This window comes from Pseudoalteromonas byunsanensis, from assembly GCF_001854475.1.
GTDB classification, from domain to species: Bacteria; Pseudomonadota; Gammaproteobacteria; order Enterobacterales; family Alteromonadaceae; genus Pseudoalteromonas; species Pseudoalteromonas byunsanensis.
Genome location: NZ_MNAN01000028.1, coordinates 123,484 through 145,685 on the forward strand (window position 1 = coordinate 123,484; position 22,202 = coordinate 145,685).

The following is a 22,202-nucleotide window of genomic DNA, read 5'->3' on the forward strand; positions in this document are numbered from 1 at the left end:
GTATCAGAGATAAAAGATGAATTTTAAACAACAGTTCCAGATAAATGAGCGAACAATTGGGCATGACTTCCCTTGTTACGTGATAGCTGAGATGTCAGCAAATCATGGTCAAAGCTTGAGTAAAGCCAAAGAGCTTGTGTACGCAGCAAAAGAGTCAGGTGCCGATGCTATTAAATTGCAAACCTATACAGCAGATACATTGACTATGGACTGTAAGTTGCCGCACTTTGAAGCTACGGGACCTTGGCAAGGGCAATATCTGTACGATCTATACAAAAAAGCTTATATGCCATGGGATTTTCATGCCGAGTTATTTGAGTTAGCGCATAAAATAGGTTTGACTTGCTTCTCATCTCCGTTTGATAAAACAGCGATTGATTTACTTGAACAGTTTAATGCCCCTGCATATAAAATAGCCTCTCCGGAACTAATTGATCACCAGTTAATTAGAGATGTTGCTGCGACTAAAAAGCCTATGATTATGTCGACAGGCGGTGCGACATTAGCGGAAATTGCCAATGCAGTTAAAGTTGCTCGTGATGCTGGAGTGACAGAGTTGGCTTTAATGAAATGTACGAGTACTTATCCCGCGCCCGCTAAAACCATCAATCTTCGCACTATTTCGCATATGCGAGACGCGTTCGGATGCCCAGTCGGGCTGTCAGACCATACGCTGGGTAACGATGTACCACTTGCGTCGGTAGCTGTTGGGGCGTGCATGATTGAAAAGCATTTTGTGATGGACAAAAAAGATGAAACAGCGGATAGCTTTTTTTCGATGACACCGGATGAACTAACTGCTTTAGTTCATGGTGTTAGACAGATTGAGCAAGCAATGGGAACAGTGCATTATCCTAGTGAACCCTCAAAGGCACGCCGTTGTGTATACATTATTAAAGATATTGACGCTGGAGAAATATTAACTGAGGAACATGTGGCTCAAATGCGTCCTGGAGGTGGAGAAATCATGCCAGAGGCGCTCCCAACTCTGATAGGTCGAACAACGCGTAAAGCTTTGACCAGAGGCACACAATTAGCTTGGACAGACTTACTATGAATACCAATAAGCACGAATTATTATCGCTTATCCAGCAGTTCTTTTTAGAAAGAGGCGTTGTGATCTCTGATGATCAACTCCCTAACTATGATTTTATGGCGGCAGGTAGCTTGGACTCTTTTGAAATTCTTTCCTTAATTATGCACATTGAAATGCATTGCCAAATCAGTGTACCAGCTGAGTTGTTGTTGGATAAAAATAATGCACAGATTGGTAACTTGGCTGATGCTATTTTAGGACTGCAATGATAGCGTTTCGAATTGATAGCCTAAGTGGCCTAGGGCATTTTATGCGCTGCAAATGGCTTGCATTGGCGTTCAAAGAACAAGGTATAACCACGACTCTCTTTTTGGATAACCAACCTGAAACTCAATTGTGTGAGAAACTCCATCAGGATATCGTGATAGTCCCAGCAGGATTGACAGAAACACAACAAGCAGCCTGGTGCCAAGAGTATTTAGCCGATGCGGGTCTAACCCCTAGTCACTGGGTTATTGATGGTTATAAGTTTTCTAGGCAGTGGCAGTTGGCGGTTAAAACGCCACAGGTTCAAGTGGTGGTGGTAGATGACCTAGCTCGAGTTCATGAGGCTGATTGGGTGATCGATGCAAAATGGCAGGGTGGTGAAACCACTCAACGCTATGACAATAAAGTAGCCGACAACACCAAATTATTGCTTGGCCCTGAATATGCGTTGTTAGCCCCACAGTATGGGCAGCCAAAAGGGCATTCAGAAAGACAAAACAGCTTGTTGTTTTCATTAGGCGGTGGTGGTGATTGGTCGGTGCTTACAGAAGTGATCAGCTATTTACTGCACCATGATAGTGAACAACTTATGATTGAAGTGATCATAGGCCCCTATGCAACCTCAACACAGAAGTTAAGACAGCTAAGTGAAAAGTTTAGCAACCTTCATTTGATAACGGGCGAGAACTGTCTTTATCAATACTATGTTCGATGTGGTTTGTTTGTGGGGGCGTTGGGCACATCTTTATATGAATTGGCTGCAACTCAAACGAGTGCGGTGACGTTTAGCATTGCTGACAATCAACTAAATAATCAACAAGACTTAGAGCAGCTCGGCCATTACTTTCATATTTCTGATCTACTAAATAACCCTGCATATGAGGTTGCGAATACATTAAGCACTTTGTTGCATCATCGCATGCGAGTGAATAAGCTCGTCCAATCAGCGGTTGTGAAGGTTGATGGGCTCGGAGCGCGAAGAGTATGTTCAATGCTACTAGGCAATCACTATTCACAGAAACAAGAATTACCTAAAGACCCAAGTGCACCAGCATACATAAAATTTTCGCCAGAGCTTACTCTTAGGCCTGTGCAAGATACTGATATTAATCGGTATCTGAATGCTAGAAACCGGCCTGATAATGCTTGGCGTATGACAATAACAAAGCAAATAAACCAGTTACAACACTATCGCTGGTGGTTTGCGAATCAACGAGCTTCTTTTGTACTCGAATCTGAAGGTGAAGCATTGCTGTATGTGTGGCATCAAAAGTGTGAGAAATACGACCAACAGTATTTGATAGGCGGGTGGTTCGCTGCCAGTGACAAAGTTGGTTTTGTTCATGCGCAGCTGGTTTTAGATTGGCAGCTTAAAGAAACGGCTAAATTATGGCCCCAAGCGCATTGGTTAGCGGTGATAAACAAAGAAAACAAATTTGTGAATTTACTTAATCAACGTGCTGGATTTATTGCACTTACAGATGGAAGCCCTGAATTTGAGTGCATTTCGGAGCTTTTCCCTGATGCTAAGCCCGAACAATTTAACTTTGTTGCTAAGTTTGCCGATAACAATACATAAAGACCGTAAAGAGTAATACGCTTTGAACAGTATATATCAACTATTTCAAGAACATGTGAAGGCTTCTCCGAATAAAGTAGCCGTTATTTTTAACGATAATAGTCTGAGTTATCAACAGCTCAATGAACAGGTTGAGGCACTCAGTAGCTATTTTACATCTTTAGGCTTAAAGCAAGGTCATAGAATCGCATTATTTGCGCCAAATGGATTGGAATACCCTACGGTGATGTTAGCAACAGCAAAATTAGGTTTGGCTATTGTACCTCTGCCAATTAGCTTGAAAGGTGATGCACTAATAACAGCCCTCAAAGTAATGCCTGTTGCGGCTGCGATTGCTTGGCCAACGATTAGCAAAGTCCTCCTTCAGCAGAGACTTGTAGAAAGAGAGTGTATTGTTACTCTCGGTGAAGCGGTTGATGGAGAGAAAACGTGGGATACAGTTTTTGCATCTGACTTTGAGCCATGTGCTGTGCCGGCTGTTGATATTACAGCGCCTTATATTTTGACTATGACATCGGGCTCAACAGGCCAGCCTAAACCTATCGTATTAAGTCAGCAGTGCAAAATTAAGCGTGCGTTTTCAGCCACGATTAATTACTACGACTTGAACAAAGAGGATGTTGTTTTAGTTGCCACACCTCTTTATCACTCGTTGGCGCAACGGGGCGTGTTAATGCCACTAATGCTGGGCGCGACGACTGTGATTATGTCTAAATTCTCACTACCACATTGGCTAAAGGCTATAGAGCAACACAAGGTGAGCTTTTTATTCGCCGTGTCAGCCCAACTTGAAAGTTTTTTAGCTCAGGACTCAATTGCAGAAGATATTAGCTCGGTTAAATGCTTAGTTTCTTCATCTGCCGTACTAAACAGCGATAGTAAACAAGCACTCATGGCGCGTTTAGACTGCAATTTCCACGAATGTTACGGTGCTTCAGAAGTTGGAGTGGTAACCGACTTTTGTGTTTCCAAACAGCCTCAGTTAAGCGGTAGTGTTGGTAAAGCTTTGCCTTTTGTTGATATTAAGATAGTTGATAAGAGAGGGCATACACAGCCCAACAATGAAATCGGTGAGATCTGCTGTAAAACCACCACCGCTTTCAATGAATATTTTAAGATGCTTGAGGCAACAGAGAATGCTTACGATAGCAGCGGTTTTTTTAAAACGGGTGACTTAGGTTATTTAGATGAACAAGGCTACCTATATTATGTCGGCCGCAAAAAAGAAGTCATCTCTAGTGGGGGGATCAATGTCTTCCCACAAGATATTGAGGCAGTTGTAAAATCTCACCCCATGATTATTGATTGTGTTGCGTTTGGTTGCCCCCATCCTCAGCTTGGAGAGTATGTTAAGGTGGTTTATGAGCAACGAGGTGAGGAAGAACTTACCAACGAACTTCGTAGGTTATGTTTACAAGAGTTAACAGATTACCAGCAACCGAGAGAGTTTCTCAAGGTGCCAGAGTTACTCACAAACCCTATGGGGAAAGTGTTACGCAATCAAGTAAAAGAAAAGTATAAATCGTGAAAATGGGGTGATGAAGCTATCACCCTACGTTTTCCCATGTTTTACTTTGGTTAGCTCGTTTCGCCGCTGTAAACAGGTCTAAGCCCTGTTTGGCTTGTTCTAATCCAAATACATATTCATTGCTAATTGGATGTCCTGCTTTGAAGTTACTGAGGGCTTGGTGAATATCTGTGTATAGATTGGCAAAAGCTTCAACGAAGCCAGTGGGATGACCTGGTTTCATACGGTTATATCTAAACTGGTTAGCGTATTGGCATTGGCCTGCTCGGTCTAGAATTTCTCTTCTACCATCATTAAATTGTAACTCTAACTCGTCGGGATTAAGTTGATACCAACGAGCACTACCATGGGTACCATAAATTCGTACCTCTAGCCCATTGCGGTGGCCGATGGCTGTCTTTGACATCCACATGCTACCTGTCACATTGTTTGGATATTTCAGTAGCATCGATACATCATCTACCAAATTAGAGTATTCTGAGTGGTTGGCGAATTGGGCACAGGTTTCGGTTGGTTCGCATTCAAGTAGATAACTTGATAGGTGATGTAAGTGCACCCCTAAGTCCAAACAAATTGTTGGAACTGAGTAATCTTGAAGACGCCAGGCCTGAGGTAAGCTTGGTTTGCCTGCAATATCAGGTGGTCTTTTAAACCCTTCTTGTGGCATTTCCAGATGTATCTTTTGTAGTGTCCCTAATTTACCTTGTTTTATGATGTGTTTTAGTTCTCGCACCATAGCGTAGCCACTATAGTTATATGTCACCGCTAAAAAGTGCTTCTTTGGATCATAAAGCTGTAATAATTTCGCAGCTTCTTCGCCACCACACACCAAAGCTTTTTCACATATGACAGGTACATTCTTTTTCAAAAGGTATTGCAATGCTTCTAAATGATGAGGAGTCGGGGTGAGTACAACGACAGCATCAATATTGTCATGCTCGTTATCTACCATCTTGCGCCAATCACTATATGTTTTGTCCGTCGCGATACCCCACTGCTGCGCAGTCAATGCGTTATTGCTAGGGTCGCGACTAAATGCTCCAGCAACGACTTGAAATTTGTTATCTAAATGGGCTGCTGAAAAATGAACATAGCCGACAGCGGAATTTACGCCACCACCAATAAATGCCAAGTTTAAAGGCTGATTACTCATAAAACTTTCCATCCGCAGTTATTAAATTTATTTAGTCGTTAATTAGAGCAAGTAAATTATCGACGATATCTTGTTGTTGTTCTTCACTCAGTTCAGGAAACAAAGGCAGTGTAATTGCACTGTGATAGTATTGCTCAGCGTTAGGGCAATAACCTTGCTGGAACCCTTGTTGTTGATAATACGGCTGTAAGTAAATAGGGATATAATGTACGTGTGCGTATATACCCAATTCTCTGAGTTTTTTAACCACATAACTGTGTTTAACGGGGTCGCAGTCTAACAACTTTACCACGTACAGATGGTATGCGCTGTAGCAATTGCTGTGTACGACTAATGGTAAAACTTTTTCACTAGTGGCTAATAACTTATCATAGTGCTGGGCTAGAACATTGCGCTGATGAACAAACTCTCCGAGCGAATTAAGCTGGCTGTAGCCTAGCGCCGCATGTATATCTGTCATTCGGTAGTTGTAGCCAAGTGCGTGTTGTTCATAATACCAAGGACCATGGCTGGTTTGAGCGAAAAGACTGTCATCAGAGACAACGCCATGGCTGCGTAACTGGCACATTGTTGCTGCCAATTTTTCGTCATTTGTCATCGCCATTCCGCCTTCTGCGGAGGTAATAATTTTTACCGGGTGAAAGCTGAAAACACAGATGTCGGAATATTCACAGTTACCAATGGGTTTGTTGTCATATCTACCTCCCACAGCGTGCGAGGCATCTTCAATGATTTTGAAACCGTATTGCTTTGCCAACTGTGCAATGGCTTTCATATCGCATGATTGACCTGCAAAGTGAACTGGGATCAAAACTTTAGGGAGGCGCTGATGTTGCTGAGCATCAGCAAGTTTGCTTTTAAGTGCATCAACACACATATTGCCGGTTTCGAGCTCTATATCGACAAAATCTACGCTGGCGCCACAGTATCTGGCGCAGTTAGCTGAGGCAATGAATGAGTTTGGTGACGTCCAAACAACGTCTCCTTCAGACACATTTAGCGCCATACATGCGATGTGTAATGCGGATGTAGCACTGTTGGTTGCAACAGCATATTGACTCTTACAATATTGTGCAACCGCTGATTCAAACAAGGGGACCTTAGGGCCCTGAGTTAACCAATCTGACTTTAAAACGTCAACAACCGCGTCTATATCTTGTTGGCTGATATTTTGTTTCCCATATGGGATCATGGCAGTGCCTTTGCGTTGAATGCTTTTATTTCTTCGACAGTTAAATAATGCTCATTGGTCAATGAATTGTATTCAAAACCAGGTTTTACGGATACCCCTTGTTCACCCAGTCCATTGGTATCAAAACGATTATTTCTGCTACTAAATTTGATGCCTGGCGCTATCACGAAGTGATCAGAAAATTCGTAGGTGTCAAAACTCAAATCTTCAGGGCACATTACTTCATGCAATTTTTCACCCGGTCGAATACCGATGATTTTTTGCGGCAAATTAGGCGCCATCGCGGTAGCTAAATCAGTAATTTTGATAGAGGGGATTTTGGGCACAAAAATTTCGCCACCGAGCATACGTTCAAAATTCTTCAGAACGAAATCGACACCTTCTTGTAGGCTAATCCAAAACCGGGTCATATCTTCATGTGTGATTGGGATGTAACCGGTGTTTTCGTCAATGAATTTTTGAAATACAGGAACTACCGAGCCTCTAGAGCATACGACGTTGCCATAGCGAACCACTGAAAACATGGTTTTATGCCCGCCGGCAATATTGTTGGCAGCCACAAACAATTTGTCAGAGGCTAATTTTGTAGCACCATACAGGTTGATAGGGTTAGCCGCTTTGTCTGTTGAAAGCGCGATCACTTTTTCTACATCACTGTCTAATGCAGCATCAATAACATTTTCTGCACCATTGATGTTGGTTTTTATACATTCCATTGGGTTGTATTCAGCTGCAGGTACTTGCTTTAAGGCTGCTGCGTGAATCACATAGTCCACACCTTGCATAGCCCTGCGTAATCTGTCCTTATCACGGACATCGCCGATAAAGTAACGCATACAAGTTTGATTAAACACTTGCTGCATTTCAAACTGCTTGAGTTCGTCACGAGAGAATATGATGATCTTTTTAGGCTTGTATCTTTCTAATAGCGTTTTGGTGTATTTCTTCCCGAAAGAGCCCGTTCCACCCGTTATTAAGATAGTTTTATTATCGAACATGCTGATCCACCTTGTGGTGCAATTAAATCTTTACAATATCCACAACAGGTTAAATCCAGAAACGTTTGTGGAAATCTATAAATCGAATACTAGTCAATACTTTATATCAGTTTTCTCAACTTTGCAGTATTTATGGAGTGACAGAGTGCAGTTTATGTAGCTATAGGTGACATATTGAGCAAAAAGGAGTATGGTCATAGTAGTACCACTTGATGGGGGGCGGTATGAAAATCCAATCACAAAGTAGTAGTATTTTTAATAAAGTTGAAAATACGAGTAACAAACTGAACCAACAGCTTGCAACGGGTAAGCGGGTTAACTCTGCTGCGGACGATGCAGCGGCGTTACAGATAATCGATCGCTTGACCTCACAGCAAAATGGCTATGGTCAGTCAATTCGCAATGCCTACGACGGTATTTCTTATGCACAGACGGCTGACTCAGCGTTGTCTGGTGTGAATGATGCCGTATCTCGGATACGTGAGTTATCAATTCAATCAGGTAGTGGCGCACTGACCGATACAGACAGGCAAGCACTTCAAGAAGAAGTGTCTCAGTTGCAAACGCAAATAACCGAGACATTTGAAAACACCACATTTGGCGGAGAAAAGCTGTTCAATGGTGAGTCCGCAACATTTCAAATCGGACCTGATGCGTTGACAACCAAAGAGTTGTCTCAAACTGATGGTAGCTTTGCAAATGCAATCCTTAGCGTTGACATATCAACAGAGGCTGGTGCTCAAGCTGCAATTGACGTTGCAGATACTGTTTCTCAGGATCTCAATACGCAAAGAACTCAATTGGGAGCGTTTGAGAATACAGTTTCAAGCACAATCCGTAACGCGGATAATCAGCGAGAAAATATTGCAGCCAGCCAAAGTCGGATCCAAGATACTGATTATGCCAGAGCTGTATCTGAGCAAACAGCAAACGATATTCTGTCGCAAGCATCCATCGCCCTAAGGGGGCAGGCTAACCAATCAGCATCTGCAGTACTTGGTCTTTTATAGGAATTAATATAAAAGTATTGATTCCGGTCATACTTGGTGGCGTTTTTTTGGCGAAAGTGTCAAAATTTTGCCACCAAGGTATTGCATCCCATCCTAACTACCTTACAATCATAATATATTCTTGCCATAGGTAGTTGGACTCGTAAGATGGTTTTGATCTTAGATAATAATAATAATCGAGCTAATAGTCTTTATAGTGCGTTGATCTTTGTTGGTCAGGGCGCAAGAGTCATTGATGAGTCTGATTTGGATTTACAAAGTTCCTTTTCGAAAGAGTCGATCATTGTGCTTGGTGCTCTGTCGGAATTGGACCACGAACAAGTAGTTAAATCGCAACCTGCTTCTCCATTTCTACTGATCGGAGAAACATTAAAGCCGTTGTTAAACCTAGCCAATGTTGTTGGGTTAATATCTGAACCTTTCAGTCATGACGTTACAATGCAATTATTACATGACTGTCAGCAGTATCAGAGAATGTTGCCAGGACAGTCGGACAAGAACAATGGCAAGTCGTTTGATGGTTTAGTTGGTGAAACAGAAGCCGTAAAACAAGTCAGGTTTTTGATATCTCAAGTAGCCAAAACAGATGCGAATGTTTTAATTCTCGGAGAGTCGGGGACGGGCAAGGAAGTGGTTGCTCGTAACGTACATTTGCTATCTAGACGTAACCATGGCCCCTTTGTGCCTGTAAACTGTGGCGCTATTCCTGGTGAGTTGCTTGAAAGTGAACTATTTGGGCATGAGAAAGGTGCTTTTACTGGTGCTATTTCGGCTCGAAAAGGGCGCTTTGAGTTGGCTCAAGGAGGAACGTTATTCCTAGATGAAATTGGGGATATGCCTTTGCAGATGCAAGTAAAGTTGTTACGAGTTTTACAAGAGCGTAGCTATGAGCGAGTCGGGGGCACTAAGGCAATTCAGGCAGATGTTAGAATTATTGCCGCGACGCATCGGAATTTGGAGCAGATGATAGAGTCTGGCAAATTTCGAGAGGATTTATATTATCGTTTAAATGTTTTTCCCATCGAAAACCCATCATTGCATGAACGTGCTGAAGATATTCCTTTGTTGCTTAAAGAGTTAATGCGCCGTGTTAATGAGCAAAGCGGCACAACAGCCAAGTTTACTGAACGAGCTATTGAAAGCTTAAAAGCCCATGATTGGCCAGGTAATATCCGAGAGTTAGCTAACTTGGTGGAACGAATGGTCATTATGTTCCCTGAGAAAGTGGTTGATGTTACTGATTTACCTAATAAATATCGTTATATTGATGTTGAAGCCTATGAGCCAGAGTACCCGGAAGAGTTACTCGAGAAAGATGCTTTCAATGAATTGTTTAGTGACGGCTTCAGTGACTTTGAAGACGACACGGATGATGACGCGAGCACTATGAAAAGTACTGCGCATCTTGGGTTGTTACCAGATGAAGGCATAGAGCTTAAAGAGTACCTAGCAGATTTAGAGGTGAGTTTGATTACTCAAGCTCTAGAGCGTTATGACTATGTTGTGGCACGCGCAGCAGAAGTGCTAGGAGTGCGCCGCACCACACTTGTAGAAAAAATGAAGAAGTATAACCTTAATCGCGATTAGTGTTTTAGCGTTTCAAAATCAATATTGCTGTAGCTTGTGGTGATTTGGGCTTTTCTAAAACACGCATTATCGTGATCGTTAACCATACCGCATGCTTGCATGTGAGCATAAACGGTGGTTGGACCCAGAAACTTAAAACCTCTATTTTTTAAATCTTTTGCAAATGAGACACTTAACTCACTTTGAGATTGGTAGTCGGCTTTGCTAGCAATATTATTCACGATTGGATAATAGTCGACAAACTGCCATTGATATTTTGCAAAGCTGCCAAATGCGTTTTGAATGTCTATAAACGCTCTTGCGTTATTAATAGTTGCCAAAATTTTTCTCTCATTACGAACAATAGACGATTCAGTCAATAGTCGTGCCACATCCTCATCACCCATACAAGCGACGCGTTGCACATCAAATTCAGCAAAAGCTTGTTTATACGCATCTCGCTTTTTCAAAATGGTATACCAACTAAGACCTGCCTGCGCTGACTCTAACGTTATAAATTCAAATAGGGTTCTATCATCCAGTACGGGTACTCCCCATTCATCGTCGTGGTATTGAATATAATCTTCTTTACTTTGGTCTAGCCATAGGCATCGAGTACACATGTTATTTTCCTTGTAGAGTGCTGGTTAGTTGATTGTACATATGGCTGTATAAAAAAACAGTGTCAAAAAAGTGTTGTCGGAATTTAATTTTTAAAATCATGATTATTAAGGAAAATAAAATTGGCCCGAATCCTGCTTGTTCTTGTGTAGAGTCTTTATGAGAGAATTATGTTATGGCTTTGGCACATGTTTTAAATCCACAATTTGTGACGCCTGCACAATTTAGTCCAGGTTTGCTTCAAGAAGCGTATGTTGGTGAGTTAAGTGAACTACGCCAGCAGGCGAGTTGGCTAAGTCACCTAGTTGATACTATGCCTGCGGGAGTGGTCGTGTTAGACGGCCAAGGCATGATAGCTAAAGCTAATCAGATAGCGATTGATATGCTAGGCGAACCACTTGAAGGTGAGAAGTGGTTTAATATCATACAGCGTTCTTTCAGTCCCCAGCAAGATGATGGACATGAGATTTCACTCAAAGATGGTCGGCTGATCAAATTGGATATCACTGCATTGGCACCTGAACCGGGTCAGCTGATATTGATGACAGATTTAACCGAGACGCGTCGTTTGCAGTCTCGAGTTGCGCACATGCAGCGTCTAAGCGCACTTGGTAAAATGGTTGCTTCACTAGCACACCAAGTACGCACACCTTTATCTGCAGCTATGTTATATGCCGCGAATCTTGGCAGCCGAGGCTTACCTGATACATCGCGCACTCGTTTTCACGAAAAACTCATGTCTCGGCTCAAAGATTTAGAATCACAAGTGAACGATATGTTGTTGTTTGCCAAAAGCGGTGATCAACAGGTTGTAGAAAAAGTTTCTATGCAGCAGCTGCTTAATGAAGTAAAAGCGGGAGCTGATGCGATGGTCGCGACCAATAACAGTATGTTAGAGGTTGCTCTGCCAGAACCCGATATTACAGTCATTGGCAATAAAACGGCGCTTGCCAGTGCGGTGCAAAATTTAATACACAATAGTATTCAAATTATTGGCACAGGCGCACAGGTCAGAGTCAATGTGCAAAGAGAGCATGATAGGGTAAGAATTTCGGTTATTGATAATGGTCCCGGTATTGATCCGCAGATTGCGGATAAAGTGTTTGAACCATTCTTTACGACCAAAAGTCAGGGTACAGGCCTTGGTCTAGCTGTAGTCAGCTCAGTCGCACACTCCCATAAAGGGCAGGTAGAAGTTAAAAATATGCAAAGTGGCGGCGCATGTTTTAGTTTGCTGCTCCCAATTTCATTCAATACCGAACAATTGGAGGTTGTATGAGTCATTCAATTTTAGTGGTGGAAGACGATGCAGGTCTACGCGAAGCACTGATCGATACTTTGCAATTATCTGGATTCAGCTGTGTCGAGGCGTCGAGCGCTGAGCAAGCCGTTATTCTACTAAAACAACAATCTTTCTCATTGGTTGTAAGCGATGTGCAGATGGGGGCGATGAGTGGCATTGATTTGCTTAAAACGATCAAGTTGAATTATCCCGATTTGCCGGTATTGATGATGACCGCCTATGCGACCATTGATGATGCGGTAGAAGCCATGAGGTTGGGTGCCATTGATTATATGGCAAAACCGTTTGCACCCGAAGTACTGCTTAATATGGTAAGCAGATATATGCCACCAAAGGATAAAGAAACAGAGGGCCCGGTTGTTAAAGATCCAAAGAGTATTCAATTGCTGGAGCTTGCAACTAGAGTAGCAAAATCTGATGCCAGTGTTATGGTATTAGGTCCAAGTGGTTCAGGTAAAGAAGTATTGGCACGCTACATTCATGATAAGTCTGAGCGAGCTGGTGAAGCTTTTGTAGCGATTAACTGCGCTGCGATCCCTGAAAATATGCTAGAAGCAACATTGTTCGGGTATGAAAAAGGGGCTTTTACAGGGGCGATTCAAGCTTGCCCTGGTAAATTTGAACAAGCCCAAAAGGGCACCATCTTACTTGATGAAATCACCGAAATGGATCTTGGCTTGCAAGCAAAACTGCTGCGCGTATTGCAAGAGCGTGAAGTTGAGCGCTTAGGTGGACGTAAGACCATAGACCTTGATGTACGAGTACTAGCAACCAGCAACAGAGACTTGAAAGAAGCTGTAGCAGCGGGCAAATTTCGAGAAGATTTATACTATCGTCTCAATGTATTTCCTCTGATGTGGCTGCCGCTTTGTGAACGTCCAGGTGACATTGTAATTCTTGCAGAGCACCTTATCGCAAGGCACTGTATGAAAGCCAATAAGCCGGTGCCTAGTTTGACAGCTGACGCGCAAGAAAAGCTATTGTCTCATAGTTGGCCAGGTAATGTGCGTGAGCTAGATAATGTTGTGCAGCGCGCGCTAATTTTACAACAAGGTGAACAAGTCGCTGCGGATGATATTTTTATAGAAAGTTATCAGCCAATAACGGCCTGTATGGAAAACCTTACCACTTTGAAGCACAACGAAGACACTTCTGATCAAGTGACGACCATGGATAATAGCGATACAGCAAGCTATAAATCCGAGCTGCAGGACAAAGAACATCAAATTATTTTGGATACACTGTCTCGTTACCGAGGTAAGCGTAAAGATGTTGCTGAAGTTTTAGGCATGAGTCCAAGAACCTTACGTTATAAGCTTGCAAAAATGCGTGATATGGGGATACCTGTACCCGCATAAACCCACACTTTAAAGCAAAGCCAGTTATTACTGGCTTTTGCTTTGTCAAAAACATGACAACCAAAAAGCACATTAAGATTATGATTTTAATGTGTTTTTTATTGGCATGGATTGTGCTTTATACCTGTTATCTTTAGTAAAAAGGGTGAGCACTATGAACATTCAACCCAACGCTTTATATCAAGAAATGCAGTCTTTAGCTTTAGAGGCTACACGAAATAAACCACAAGATAGTTTGCCTGTGCAATCTTCTGCAACATCAACAGCCCAGTTTGGAGAGTTGTTGTCAGATGCGATTAACACTGTTAATGGATTGCAAAAAGAGGCAAAATCCAAAGTGACAGCATTAGAGATGGGCGATCGCAGTGTCTCTTTAGCAGAAGTAATGATTGCGTCACAAAAATCATCAGTGGCGTTTGAGGCTACCGTGCAAGTTCGTAACAAACTTGTCGAGTCATACAAAGAAATTATGAGCATGCCTGTTTAAACTTAGGTAGTGGAGAGTAACTGTGGCAACGAATCAATCAACAGAACTCGCTTTATCAGACGGCGCTACGGGCACCGAGGCTGAAGAGCAGCAAGAGCAAAAGTCAGGGTATCTGAGTGCGCTAAGCGGCGTTGATATGCTACGCCAAGTTACTTTAGTGATAGCGCTGGCGATATGCTTAGCAATTGCAGTATTTATTATCATTTGGGCTCGTCAGCCAGACATGCGACCACTGGGCCAATACCCAACCGAAGAGCTCGTGCAGACTCTTGACTTTCTGGATGCGCAGAAAATTGACTATGAGCTGGATGGCAACACTATCATGGTCGCTGAAGGTGATTACCAAAACATTAAGTTGCAAATGGCACGTGATGGTTTTTCGCAAAGTCCAAGCTCTGGCACCGATATTTTGATGCAGGATATGGGGTTTGGCGTAAGTCAGAGACTTGAACGTGAACGCTTAAAGCATAGCCGTGAACAGCAGCTAGCACGTACTATTGAAGAATTACAGGATGTGAGTCGAGCAAAAGTTTTGCTGGCAATCCCTAAAGAAAATGTATTTGCACGTCGAGAGAAAAAGCCCTCAGCCACAGTGGTTCTTACCCTAAAGCGTGGAAAGACACTGGACGGTGAGGAAGTTGACTCAATTGTTGATATTATCGCATCTGCAGTACAAGGCCTTGAACCTGCGCGTGTAACTGTGACAGATCAAAATGGTCGCCTATTGAATTCAGGCTCACAGGACTCACTGGCAGCCCGTTCGCGCAAAGAGTATGAAATTGAACGTAAAAGGGAGCAGGAATACTTAGAGAAAATTGACAGTATTCTTATCCCAGTAGTGGGTCTGGGCAAATATACCGCTCAGGTCGATTTAACCATGGACTTTAGTGCTGTTGAAGAAACACAGAAGCGCTATAATCCTGATTTACCTGCGGTTCGTAGTGAAACAACATTTGAAGAAAATAACATCGGTGGTATTACGGCGGGTATTCCTGGTGCGTTGACGAATCAGCCTCCACTTGATTCAAATATTCCAGAAGTTGCGGGAAATGGCAATGCTGCCAATGGTACTAACCCAAGTAGAATGCAAAAAGAAGCAACGCGAAACTATGAATTAGACACTACAATTAGTCATAAGCGTCAGCAAACTGGGGTGATCCGTCGTATTAGTGTTTCGGTCGCAGTTGACTATCTGCCAAAGACGGACGCCGAGGGTAAAGTAACATTAGCACCACGTACGCAAGAAGAGTTATCGAACATTCGCCGTTTGTTACAAGGTGGCGTAGGATTTGATATGCAACGTGGGGACGCATTAGAAGTTGTTACCGTACCGTTTGTACGTGAAGATTTAAGTGAAGTAGCTGAGGTGCCGCTTTGGGAACAAGAGTGGTTTATGAAAATGGCTCGCTTAGCGTTAGGTGCTCTAGTAATCATTGTACTTATCTTAGCGGTTGTTAGACCTATGTTGAAACGCTTGATTTACCCAGATGATACCCTTGAAGAGTTTGATGAAGATTCACTTACATCGGGCGTAGATTTAGGAGACAGTACATTAGATATGTTAAATCATGAGTTTGATTCATCTGCTGTTGGCTTCTCGTCGGATGGTACTTTACAATTGCCAGACTTACATGGTGATGAGGACCTACTTAAAGCAGTACGCGCCCTAGTTGCCAATGAACCAGAATTATCCTCTCAAGTAGTGAAAGCGTGGTTAACAGAAGATGACTGATGAACAAAAACAACTACCCGCTGCGTATGATGTAAATAAGCTTGATGGCGTCGATAAAGCCGCCATCCTGCTACTCAGTTTATCTGAAGAAGATGCTGCGCAAATCTTAAAACATCTAGAGCCAAAGCAAGTACAGCGTGTTGGTATGGCGATGGCGGCATTAGACGATTTATCACAAGCTAAGATAAGTGCTGTGCATAATCTATTTATTGAGCAAATTCAAAGCTTCAGTACAATTGGCTTTCAATCAGAAGACTTTATTAAGAAAGCCCTTACCGCAGCGCTTGGTGAAGATAAAGCCGCAAGTCTTATTGATCAGATTGTCATGGGATCCGGAGCTAAGGGTTTGGACTCGCTCAAATGGATGGACTCAAAGCAGGTTGCGAATATTATTCGCAACGAACACCCTCAAATCCAAACCATTGTACTGTCATATTTAGAACCAGAACAGTCTGCTGAAATACTGTCACAGTTTCCTGAAAAAGTGCGTCTTGATTTGACGATGCGTATCGCAAACTTAGAAGAAGTTCAACCAGCTGCTTTACAAGAGCTTAATGAAATCATGGAGAAACAGTTTGCTGGTCAAGCGGGTGCTCAAGCAGCGAAAATGGGTGGCTTAAAAGCTGCTGCAGATATTATGAACTATTTAGACACGAATATAGAAGGTCAACTTATGGACTCTATTCGTGAGCACGATGAAGAAATGTCTCAGCAAATTCAAGATCTTATGTTTGTGTTTGAAAACTTATTGGATGTGGACGATCGAGGTATTCAAACTATCTTGCGTGAAGTTCAACAAGATGTACTCATGAAAGCAATTAAAGGCACTGATGACGCACTGAAAGAGAAAATTCTCAGCAATATGTCAAAACGTGCAGCAGAGATGCTGGCAGATGACCTTGAAGCAATGCCTCCAGTAAGGATCAGTGAAGTAGAAGCCGCTCAAAAAGAAATTCTATCGACGGCACGTCGCCTTGCAGATTCAGGTGAAATCATGCTTGGTGGTGGCGGTGGTGAGGAGTTCTTATAATTTATGAGTAACACCAAGTTTTATAAAGGACGACCAGTTGAGGGAGAAGCACTAGATGAGCTTCTTAAAAATTGGCCAATCCCCGATGTTTCGGAAGATCCTCGCAAGTATTCAGGACGTTCAACTGCATTTGGCAAGCCTTTGGAACAGCTGTATCAGAAGGCAGATAAAGGCAGCGAGGAGCCTGATTCTGAAGAACCTGAATTTCCGACATTGACGTTGGAAGAGTTAGAACAAATTCGTCAAGATGCTTACGATGAAGGCATAAAGCAAGGCCATGAGCAGGGCTACATTGATGGCTTTGATAAAGGTGTGACAGAAGGTAAAGAAGCGGGATACAAAGAAGGGGTTGAAATTGGTAAACAGCAGGGACACGATGAAGCAAAACCCCTTATTGAAGAGAAGTTGCAAACGTTAACTTTAATAATCAATGAGCTACATGAGCCTTTGCGTCTAGTAGATGAGCGTTGTGAGAAGCAGCTTGTAGAACTTGCCAATTTATTGGCGCAGGCAGTGATTTTTCGTGAAGTTGAATTAGATCACAACATCGTATTATTGGCTTTGAAAAAAGCCATGGACGCATTACCTATTTCGGATCAAACCGTTAAGATTCACTTACACCCGGATGATTTGGAGCTTGTAAAAGAGGCATATGGTGAAGAACAGCTCGCAGGACAACATTGGCACCTCTTACCTGAACCCACATTGCAGCGCGGTGATGTTGAGGTTAAAACTACACAGTCTTCAATCGATATGACGCTGAAAACAAGGATTAAAGAAATCTTGGACGATTTTTTGCATGGTAGTGGTATCCAGTCGTAATTATTGGCTACACCATGAGTGTTGAAAGTCCTTTAGCTGAGCGTTTAGCGCAATATAAAAAACACATACATCAATTTGCTGTGCCTGTTGCTGGCAGTTTAACTCGAGTTGTAGGGTTAACACTCGAAGCGAAGGGGCTCAGTGCACCTGTTGGCAGTCAATGCAAAATAGAAACCATTAGGGGTTTGGTTGATGCTGAAGTGGTCGGTTTTAATGACGACACACTCTATCTGATGCCAAATGATCACATTTCAGGTGTACTACCTGGCGCTCGAGTGATCCCTCAACTCAAAGAAACTGGGCTCCCCGTTGGAATGAGCTTGTTGGGGCGCGTTGTTGATGGTCTTGGCCGACCATTAGACAACCTCGGGCCTATCAACGCAGAGCATACCTTGAAGTTTGCGCAAGATCAGATAAACCCGCTCGCTAGGCGTCCGATTAGCCAACCTATGGATGTGGGTGTAAGAGCTATAAACTCCATTATAACAGTTGGACAAGGCCAGCGTATGGGCTTGTTTGCCGGAAGTGGCGTAGGTAAATCTGTGTTGCTAGGCATGATGACTCGAGGGAGTGAAGCTGATGTGATTGTGGTTGGCTTGGTCGGTGAGCGTGGGCGGGAAGTAAAAGAGTTTATTGATGAAATACTAGGAGTCGAAGGGCGCAAGCGTGCGGTCGTCGTTGCGGCACCAGCGGATGCTTCACCTCTAATGCGTTTAAAAGGATGCGAAAGTGCAGTGACTATCGCTGAGTATTTTCGCGACCAAGGGCTTAATGTATTGTTACTTTTAGACTCAGTCACGCGCTATGCAATGGCCCAGCGTGAGATTGCGCTTGCTGTCGGTGAGCCACCTGCAACTAAAGGCTACCCGCCTTCGGTGTTTGCGAAGCTACCTGCATTGGTTGAAAGAGCAGGTAATGGCGGGGAAGGACAGGGCTCTATAACCGCATTTTTCACGGTGTTAAGTGAAGGTGATGACATGCAGGATCCGATAGCAGACTCTGCGCGAGCTATCTTGGATGGGCATATTGTGTTGTCTCGGGAGTTAGCTGATAGTGGTCATTACCCAGCAATTGATATTGAAAAATCCATTAGCCGTGTGATGCCTCAAGTGGTCTCAGAAAGCCACTTACAGCAGGCCAGAGTGCTAAAACAGATATATGCGATGTATCAGCAAAACAAAGATATGATCACGCTTGGAGCCTATCAAAAAGGGAGCGATCCTATGCTTGATCAGGCTATTAATATGATGCCCACGGTAAACGCATTTTTACAGCAAGGCATGAAAGAAGTACTCAATTATGACCAGTGCTTACAAGAGCTTGCGAAATTATTGGGACAAGAATAATGGCGACAAATAAACTTAATTTGCTGTATAAGCTTGAATCTGAGAAAGAAGAGTCTCTGCGCGTAAATTATATGCAGGCTCAACATCATTTGAATGACAATCAGCAAAAGCTGGCTGGTTTGAATGATTTTCGTCTTGAATACAGTCAGCAACTTCATTTAAAAGCCAAGCAAGGCTTAACCAGTAGCGGTTTAATTCAATATCAGGCATTTATTAAAAAAATAGAAGATGCTATGCAACAACAGGCAAAAACCGTGAACACTGCTAAGCAAGTTGTAGAGCAGCGGAAAAAACTATGGTTGGCGCAGCAAGTCAAAGCTAAAGCAATCGAGAAACTTATTGAGAAAAAGCAGCTAGAGCTACAGAAAAAACGTGATAGATCTGAGCAGAAGTTGCTTGATGAATTTGCCACCAATCAGTTTATGCGCCGCAGAGCTTAAGTTTAGTTTGTATGAGTCTTGGTTATTGTTGCGTTGTTCAAATTTAGAGTCTGGATTTTGGTACGGATAAAAGTGGCCTGAGTTTTGCTTTTAATCTTCTAGTGATGTATCCGCGGCTGTTAATTGCCGCTTTGGCAGGTAAAAATATGCTTAATGTAACTATCAATAACTCAGTCAAGACTAGCGTTGATGCTGGTGCTGCGGAATATGCAAATACTCAAGAAGATGGCGCAAATGAAGAGCTGAGCTTTTTGGCGACCCTTACGCAGATCAGTAACACTGATACTCGTAAAGAAACGAGCAAAACTGATATTAGTACACAGACGAGCAACACTGATACTAGTAAAGAGACGAGCAACTCGATCAGTACATATGGTGAGCAGCAACCGGAAGATGACGATACGAATATAGAGTCATTATCAGAAAATGAAATAGACGCAGTGCCCAATGGTTACGATGAAAGCGACGCGCATTTTATGTCTGAAACATCTGAAGCTGATGATGAAATTGATTTACTCTCAGACACAGAACAAACCAGTAAGCATCAGAATCAGTCTTCAGCGGGTGATTTACTGGCACAGATAAATGCAGCTAATCAGCAAAAAACAGATGTGACCAGATATCAAACCGATGAGATAACCGCAAAAGAAGATAGCCGTATCGTAAAAAGTGGGAAAAACATCAGTAAAATTGATTTTAAAACTGAGTCAATTGAAAAGCCTGTTGATCGTATTATTACCCCTCCTTGGTTTGATGCTATGTCGGTTGATGAAGAACTTTCTGAGCAACAAGACGGAACTCAATATTCTGATGGTAAAGGAAAAGTTATTTCCTCTTTAACAGAATCACATACTAAGCATAATAAGGCTGAAGCGTTAGCTGATGGGCAAGAGAAAGCCAGTGATAAAGCAGTTAAATCTGAACAGGCTCTATTGCAGCAAGCGCAAATAAATGCTGCAGACGAAGCTGCAAAAAATGCGGCAGCCAAAGTGACTCCAATAGCTGCAACTGTAAAAAATGATGCAAATTTATCGGAGCAGCAATTCAATACTCCGCCTCTAAAGAAAAATGAGTTAGCTCAGCAAGTTAGCGATATTGCTAAACAAATCGGTGAGAAAGCGACTCAAGGTAGTGCTCAAGATAACAAGGTGCCAGCTGAGCTTAAAGCAACTCTAGAACAGCAATTATCACTATTGTCACCGAAAGAGAGAAGTGCATTACAACAAGGGTTACAGCAACTCAGTAAAGAAGGCAAAGCATCCCCGTTAGTTGAGCAAGCCTTACAGCAATTAAAAGAACTTGATGAAAGCCAAGTCTCGTTGACGAAACAGTCGCCTCGTGGTGATGTGACAGTAGGGGTGAATGCTGCAGCATTAGCTGGTGGAAAAAATGCTTCTTACAACAGCACCAAAGTAGATAAAGATGCTGCTAAGCAAGATGTGAAGGTGTTGCAAAAGGCTATGAACTCAGTTGATGGGGATAGTTTTCATTCAGATATTAAACGAGAGGTATTGAGTGTTGGCCAATTAGCTCAAGCCATGCCAAGCCCTCAGGTAGAACAGCTTTTCAAAGTGATCGCAGCGCCAATTCAGACTAATTCGCCATCTTCGCAATTTAGTGAGCTAGTCCAATATTTGGAACAACTAGATGCAGCGCCACAGAACACACAATCTCAGCAACTTAATAGCACATCACAAAAAGTGCAAGTCGATGCGCAAATGTTGCAAGCAGTAAATATTGCTCGTAATGATGCGGCTAAAATTTTACAAGAGAAAGTGTCAATGATGCTGAATCTCAATAATCAAGAAGCTGAGATCAGGCTCGATCCACGTGAACTTGGTAGTATGCAGATCAGAATCCGTACTGATGCAGAACAAGCGCAAGTTAACTTTGTGGTGCAAAATCAACAAGCAAAAGATTTACTTGAGCAATCAATGCCAAAGCTAAGAGAAATGTTAGCTGAACAAGGTATTGAGTTGGGACAGAGTAATATTGAGCAAGGTAGTGAAGGTCAACAGGAACAAATGTTTGGCTCACATGATGAGGGGCAGGCGAATTCTGGGTTGGCAGAACAATCCGAGCAGGGTGAAAATACATCATCACAAGCAAGCGGTTCTTTAAACGATGGTTCTTCAATAGATTATTACGCCTAACTACTGCTATTATATAGAAATAGACCCTTAGCTGTTTGGCTTATATAAGGAAAAACAATGGCAGAAGAAACCAACTTAGAAATTGAAGAAGCGGGTGGTAATAAGACAAAGATTATTATTGCAGCTGTTGCAGTAGTAGCATTGGTTGCTGCTGGTATTTGGTTTTTGACTTCCTCGGAAGAAGCCCCAGTTGAAACACTGGCTGAAGAAGAAACAGCGCAGCAAGCTACAGCTAACGCCTCTTCGGTAAATACTGGTAGTGCCCTTTATGTTGCTATGCCGAGACCATTTGTATTTAACGTACCTGGAGCAAGCAGAGACCGCATAGTTCAGATCAAAGTACAGCTTCTGGTCCGTGGCGATATCAACGAAGAAATCGCGAAAAAACATATCCCTTTGATTGAGGGAACGCTTTTAAGTGTATTTTCGACAACGACAGCGGACGAGCTAAGTACTAGTGCTGGAAAGGAGTCGTTACGTTTGTCAGCTGTAGATAAAGTACAAGCCGCAATGGAAGGGGTTGAGGGCAGTAAAGTCATTGAACGTGTGCTATTCACCGGCTTTGTAATGCAGTGAGGTCT

20 protein-coding genes are annotated in these 22,202 nt (G+C 42.7%); 16 read left to right on the top strand and 4 right to left on the bottom strand.

Going from position 1 to position 22,202, the window contains the following annotated elements; genetic code table 11:
- The first annotated feature begins 16 nt into the window (after positions 1–16).
- Genes pseI through BIW53_RS08200 form a run of 4 tightly spaced genes read left to right on the top strand, consistent with a single transcriptional unit; the run spans position 17 to position 4,410 of the window.
- Positions 17–1,057 carry a pseudaminic acid synthase gene (gene pseI, locus BIW53_RS08185; protein ID WP_070991368.1) on the top strand — a complete coding sequence of 347 codons (1,041 nt, stop codon included), beginning with the start codon at positions 17–19 and terminating at the stop codon, positions 1,055–1,057.
- Positions 1,054–1,305 carry an acyl carrier protein gene (locus BIW53_RS08190; protein ID WP_070991369.1) on the top strand — a complete coding sequence of 84 codons (252 nt, stop codon included), beginning with the start codon at positions 1,054–1,056 and terminating at the stop codon, positions 1,303–1,305. Before pseI ends, BIW53_RS08190 begins: the two co-directional genes overlap by 4 nt.
- A complete protein-coding gene (locus tag BIW53_RS08195) occupies positions 1,302–2,882 on the top strand; it encodes a hypothetical protein (protein WP_070991370.1) in 1,581 nt (526 codons plus the stop codon). Before BIW53_RS08190 ends, BIW53_RS08195 begins: the two co-directional genes overlap by 4 nt.
- Positions 2,883–2,904: 22 nt before the next feature.
- Positions 2,905–4,410, top strand: a complete 1,506-nt coding sequence (locus BIW53_RS08200) for a class I adenylate-forming enzyme family protein (RefSeq protein WP_070991371.1) — start codon at positions 2,905–2,907, stop codon at positions 4,408–4,410.
- Positions 4,411–4,429: 19 nt separating this feature from the next.
- On the opposite strand, the gene BIW53_RS08205 is transcribed toward BIW53_RS08200, so the two are convergent.
- The 3 genes from BIW53_RS08205 to pseB are packed head-to-tail and all read right to left on the bottom strand — an operon-like array spanning position 4,430 to position 7,753.
- On the bottom strand, positions 4,430–5,563 hold the full coding sequence (locus tag BIW53_RS08205; RefSeq protein WP_070991372.1) for a Gfo/Idh/MocA family protein: 1,134 nt from the start codon (positions 5,561–5,563) through the stop codon (positions 4,430–4,432).
- Between the two features lie 31 nt (positions 5,564–5,594).
- On the bottom strand, positions 5,595–6,755 hold the full coding sequence (pseC, locus tag BIW53_RS08210; protein WP_070991373.1) for a UDP-4-amino-4,6-dideoxy-N-acetyl-beta-L-altrosamine transaminase: 1,161 nt from the start codon (positions 6,753–6,755) through the stop codon (positions 5,595–5,597).
- Positions 6,752–7,753: a UDP-N-acetylglucosamine 4,6-dehydratase (inverting) gene (pseB, locus tag BIW53_RS08215; RefSeq protein WP_070991374.1), complete on the bottom strand. Its 1,002-nt coding sequence runs from the start codon at positions 7,751–7,753 to the stop codon at positions 6,752–6,754. Before pseB ends, pseC begins: the two co-directional genes overlap by 4 nt.
- A gap of 224 nt (positions 7,754–7,977) precedes the next feature.
- Here pseB and BIW53_RS08220 point away from each other — a divergent pair, with 224 nt between their 5' ends.
- Together BIW53_RS08220 and BIW53_RS08225 are read left to right on the top strand one after the other, a co-directional pair.
- Positions 7,978–8,763, top strand: a complete 786-nt coding sequence (locus BIW53_RS08220; RefSeq protein ID WP_070991612.1) for a flagellin N-terminal helical domain-containing protein — start codon at positions 7,978–7,980, stop codon at positions 8,761–8,763.
- 147 nt (positions 8,764–8,910) lie between these two features.
- On the top strand, positions 8,911–10,350 hold the full coding sequence (locus BIW53_RS08225; protein WP_070991375.1) for a sigma-54 dependent transcriptional regulator: 1,440 nt from the start codon (positions 8,911–8,913) through the stop codon (positions 10,348–10,350).
- Here BIW53_RS08225 and BIW53_RS08230 read toward each other — a convergent pair.
- Complete coding sequence (locus BIW53_RS08230; protein ID WP_070991376.1) at positions 10,347–10,952, bottom strand: DNA-3-methyladenine glycosylase I; 606 nt, start codon at positions 10,950–10,952, stop codon at positions 10,347–10,349. The two genes, BIW53_RS08225 and BIW53_RS08230, sit on opposite strands and share 4 nt — an antisense overlap.
- A gap of 173 nt (positions 10,953–11,125) precedes the next feature.
- On the opposite strand from BIW53_RS08230, the gene BIW53_RS08235 reads away from it, so the two are divergent.
- The 10 genes from BIW53_RS08235 to fliL all read left to right on the top strand — a co-directional run bounded on the left by BIW53_RS08235 (position 11,126) and on the right by fliL (position 22,197).
- On the top strand, positions 11,126–12,229 hold the full coding sequence (locus tag BIW53_RS08235) for a sensor histidine kinase (protein ID WP_070991377.1): 1,104 nt from the start codon (positions 11,126–11,128) through the stop codon (positions 12,227–12,229).
- Positions 12,226–13,611 carry a sigma-54-dependent transcriptional regulator gene (locus tag BIW53_RS08240; RefSeq protein WP_070991378.1) on the top strand — a complete coding sequence of 462 codons (1,386 nt, stop codon included), beginning with the start codon at positions 12,226–12,228 and terminating at the stop codon, positions 13,609–13,611. The genes BIW53_RS08235 and BIW53_RS08240 overlap by 4 nt, the downstream gene beginning before the upstream one ends.
- Before the next feature lie 154 nt (positions 13,612–13,765).
- Positions 13,766–14,098 carry a flagellar hook-basal body complex protein FliE gene (gene fliE / locus BIW53_RS08245; RefSeq protein WP_070991379.1) on the top strand — a complete coding sequence of 111 codons (333 nt, stop codon included), beginning with the start codon at positions 13,766–13,768 and terminating at the stop codon, positions 14,096–14,098.
- A 22-nt stretch (positions 14,099–14,120) separates the two neighbouring features.
- A complete protein-coding gene (gene fliF, locus BIW53_RS08250) occupies positions 14,121–15,830 on the top strand; it encodes a flagellar basal-body MS-ring/collar protein FliF (protein WP_070991380.1) in 1,710 nt (569 codons plus the stop codon).
- Positions 15,823–16,860, top strand: coding sequence for a flagellar motor switch protein FliG (fliG, locus tag BIW53_RS08255; RefSeq protein WP_070984512.1), 1,038 nt, complete (start codon positions 15,823–15,825; stop codon positions 16,858–16,860). Before fliF ends, fliG begins: the two co-directional genes overlap by 8 nt.
- A 3-nt stretch (positions 16,861–16,863) precedes the next feature.
- Entirely contained in the window at positions 16,864–17,682 is an 819-nt protein-coding gene (gene fliH / locus BIW53_RS08260; RefSeq protein WP_070991381.1) for a flagellar assembly protein FliH, read from the top strand.
- Positions 17,683–17,696: 14 nt separating this feature from the next.
- Entirely contained in the window at positions 17,697–19,028 is a 1,332-nt protein-coding gene (gene fliI / locus BIW53_RS08265; RefSeq protein WP_070991382.1) for a flagellar protein export ATPase FliI, read from the top strand.
- Positions 19,028–19,468, top strand: coding sequence for a flagellar export protein FliJ (gene fliJ, locus BIW53_RS08270; RefSeq protein ID WP_070991383.1), 441 nt, complete (start codon positions 19,028–19,030; stop codon positions 19,466–19,468). The genes fliI and fliJ overlap by 1 nt, the downstream gene beginning before the upstream one ends.
- 146 nt (positions 19,469–19,614) lie before the next feature.
- On the top strand, positions 19,615–21,621 hold the full coding sequence (locus tag BIW53_RS08275) for a flagellar hook-length control protein FliK (protein WP_175442107.1): 2,007 nt from the start codon (positions 19,615–19,617) through the stop codon (positions 21,619–21,621).
- Positions 21,622–21,678: 57 nt separating this feature from the next.
- A complete protein-coding gene (gene fliL / locus BIW53_RS08280) occupies positions 21,679–22,197 on the top strand; it encodes a flagellar basal body-associated protein FliL (RefSeq protein ID WP_070991385.1) in 519 nt (172 codons plus the stop codon).
- Positions 22,198–22,202: the final 5 nt, after the last annotated feature.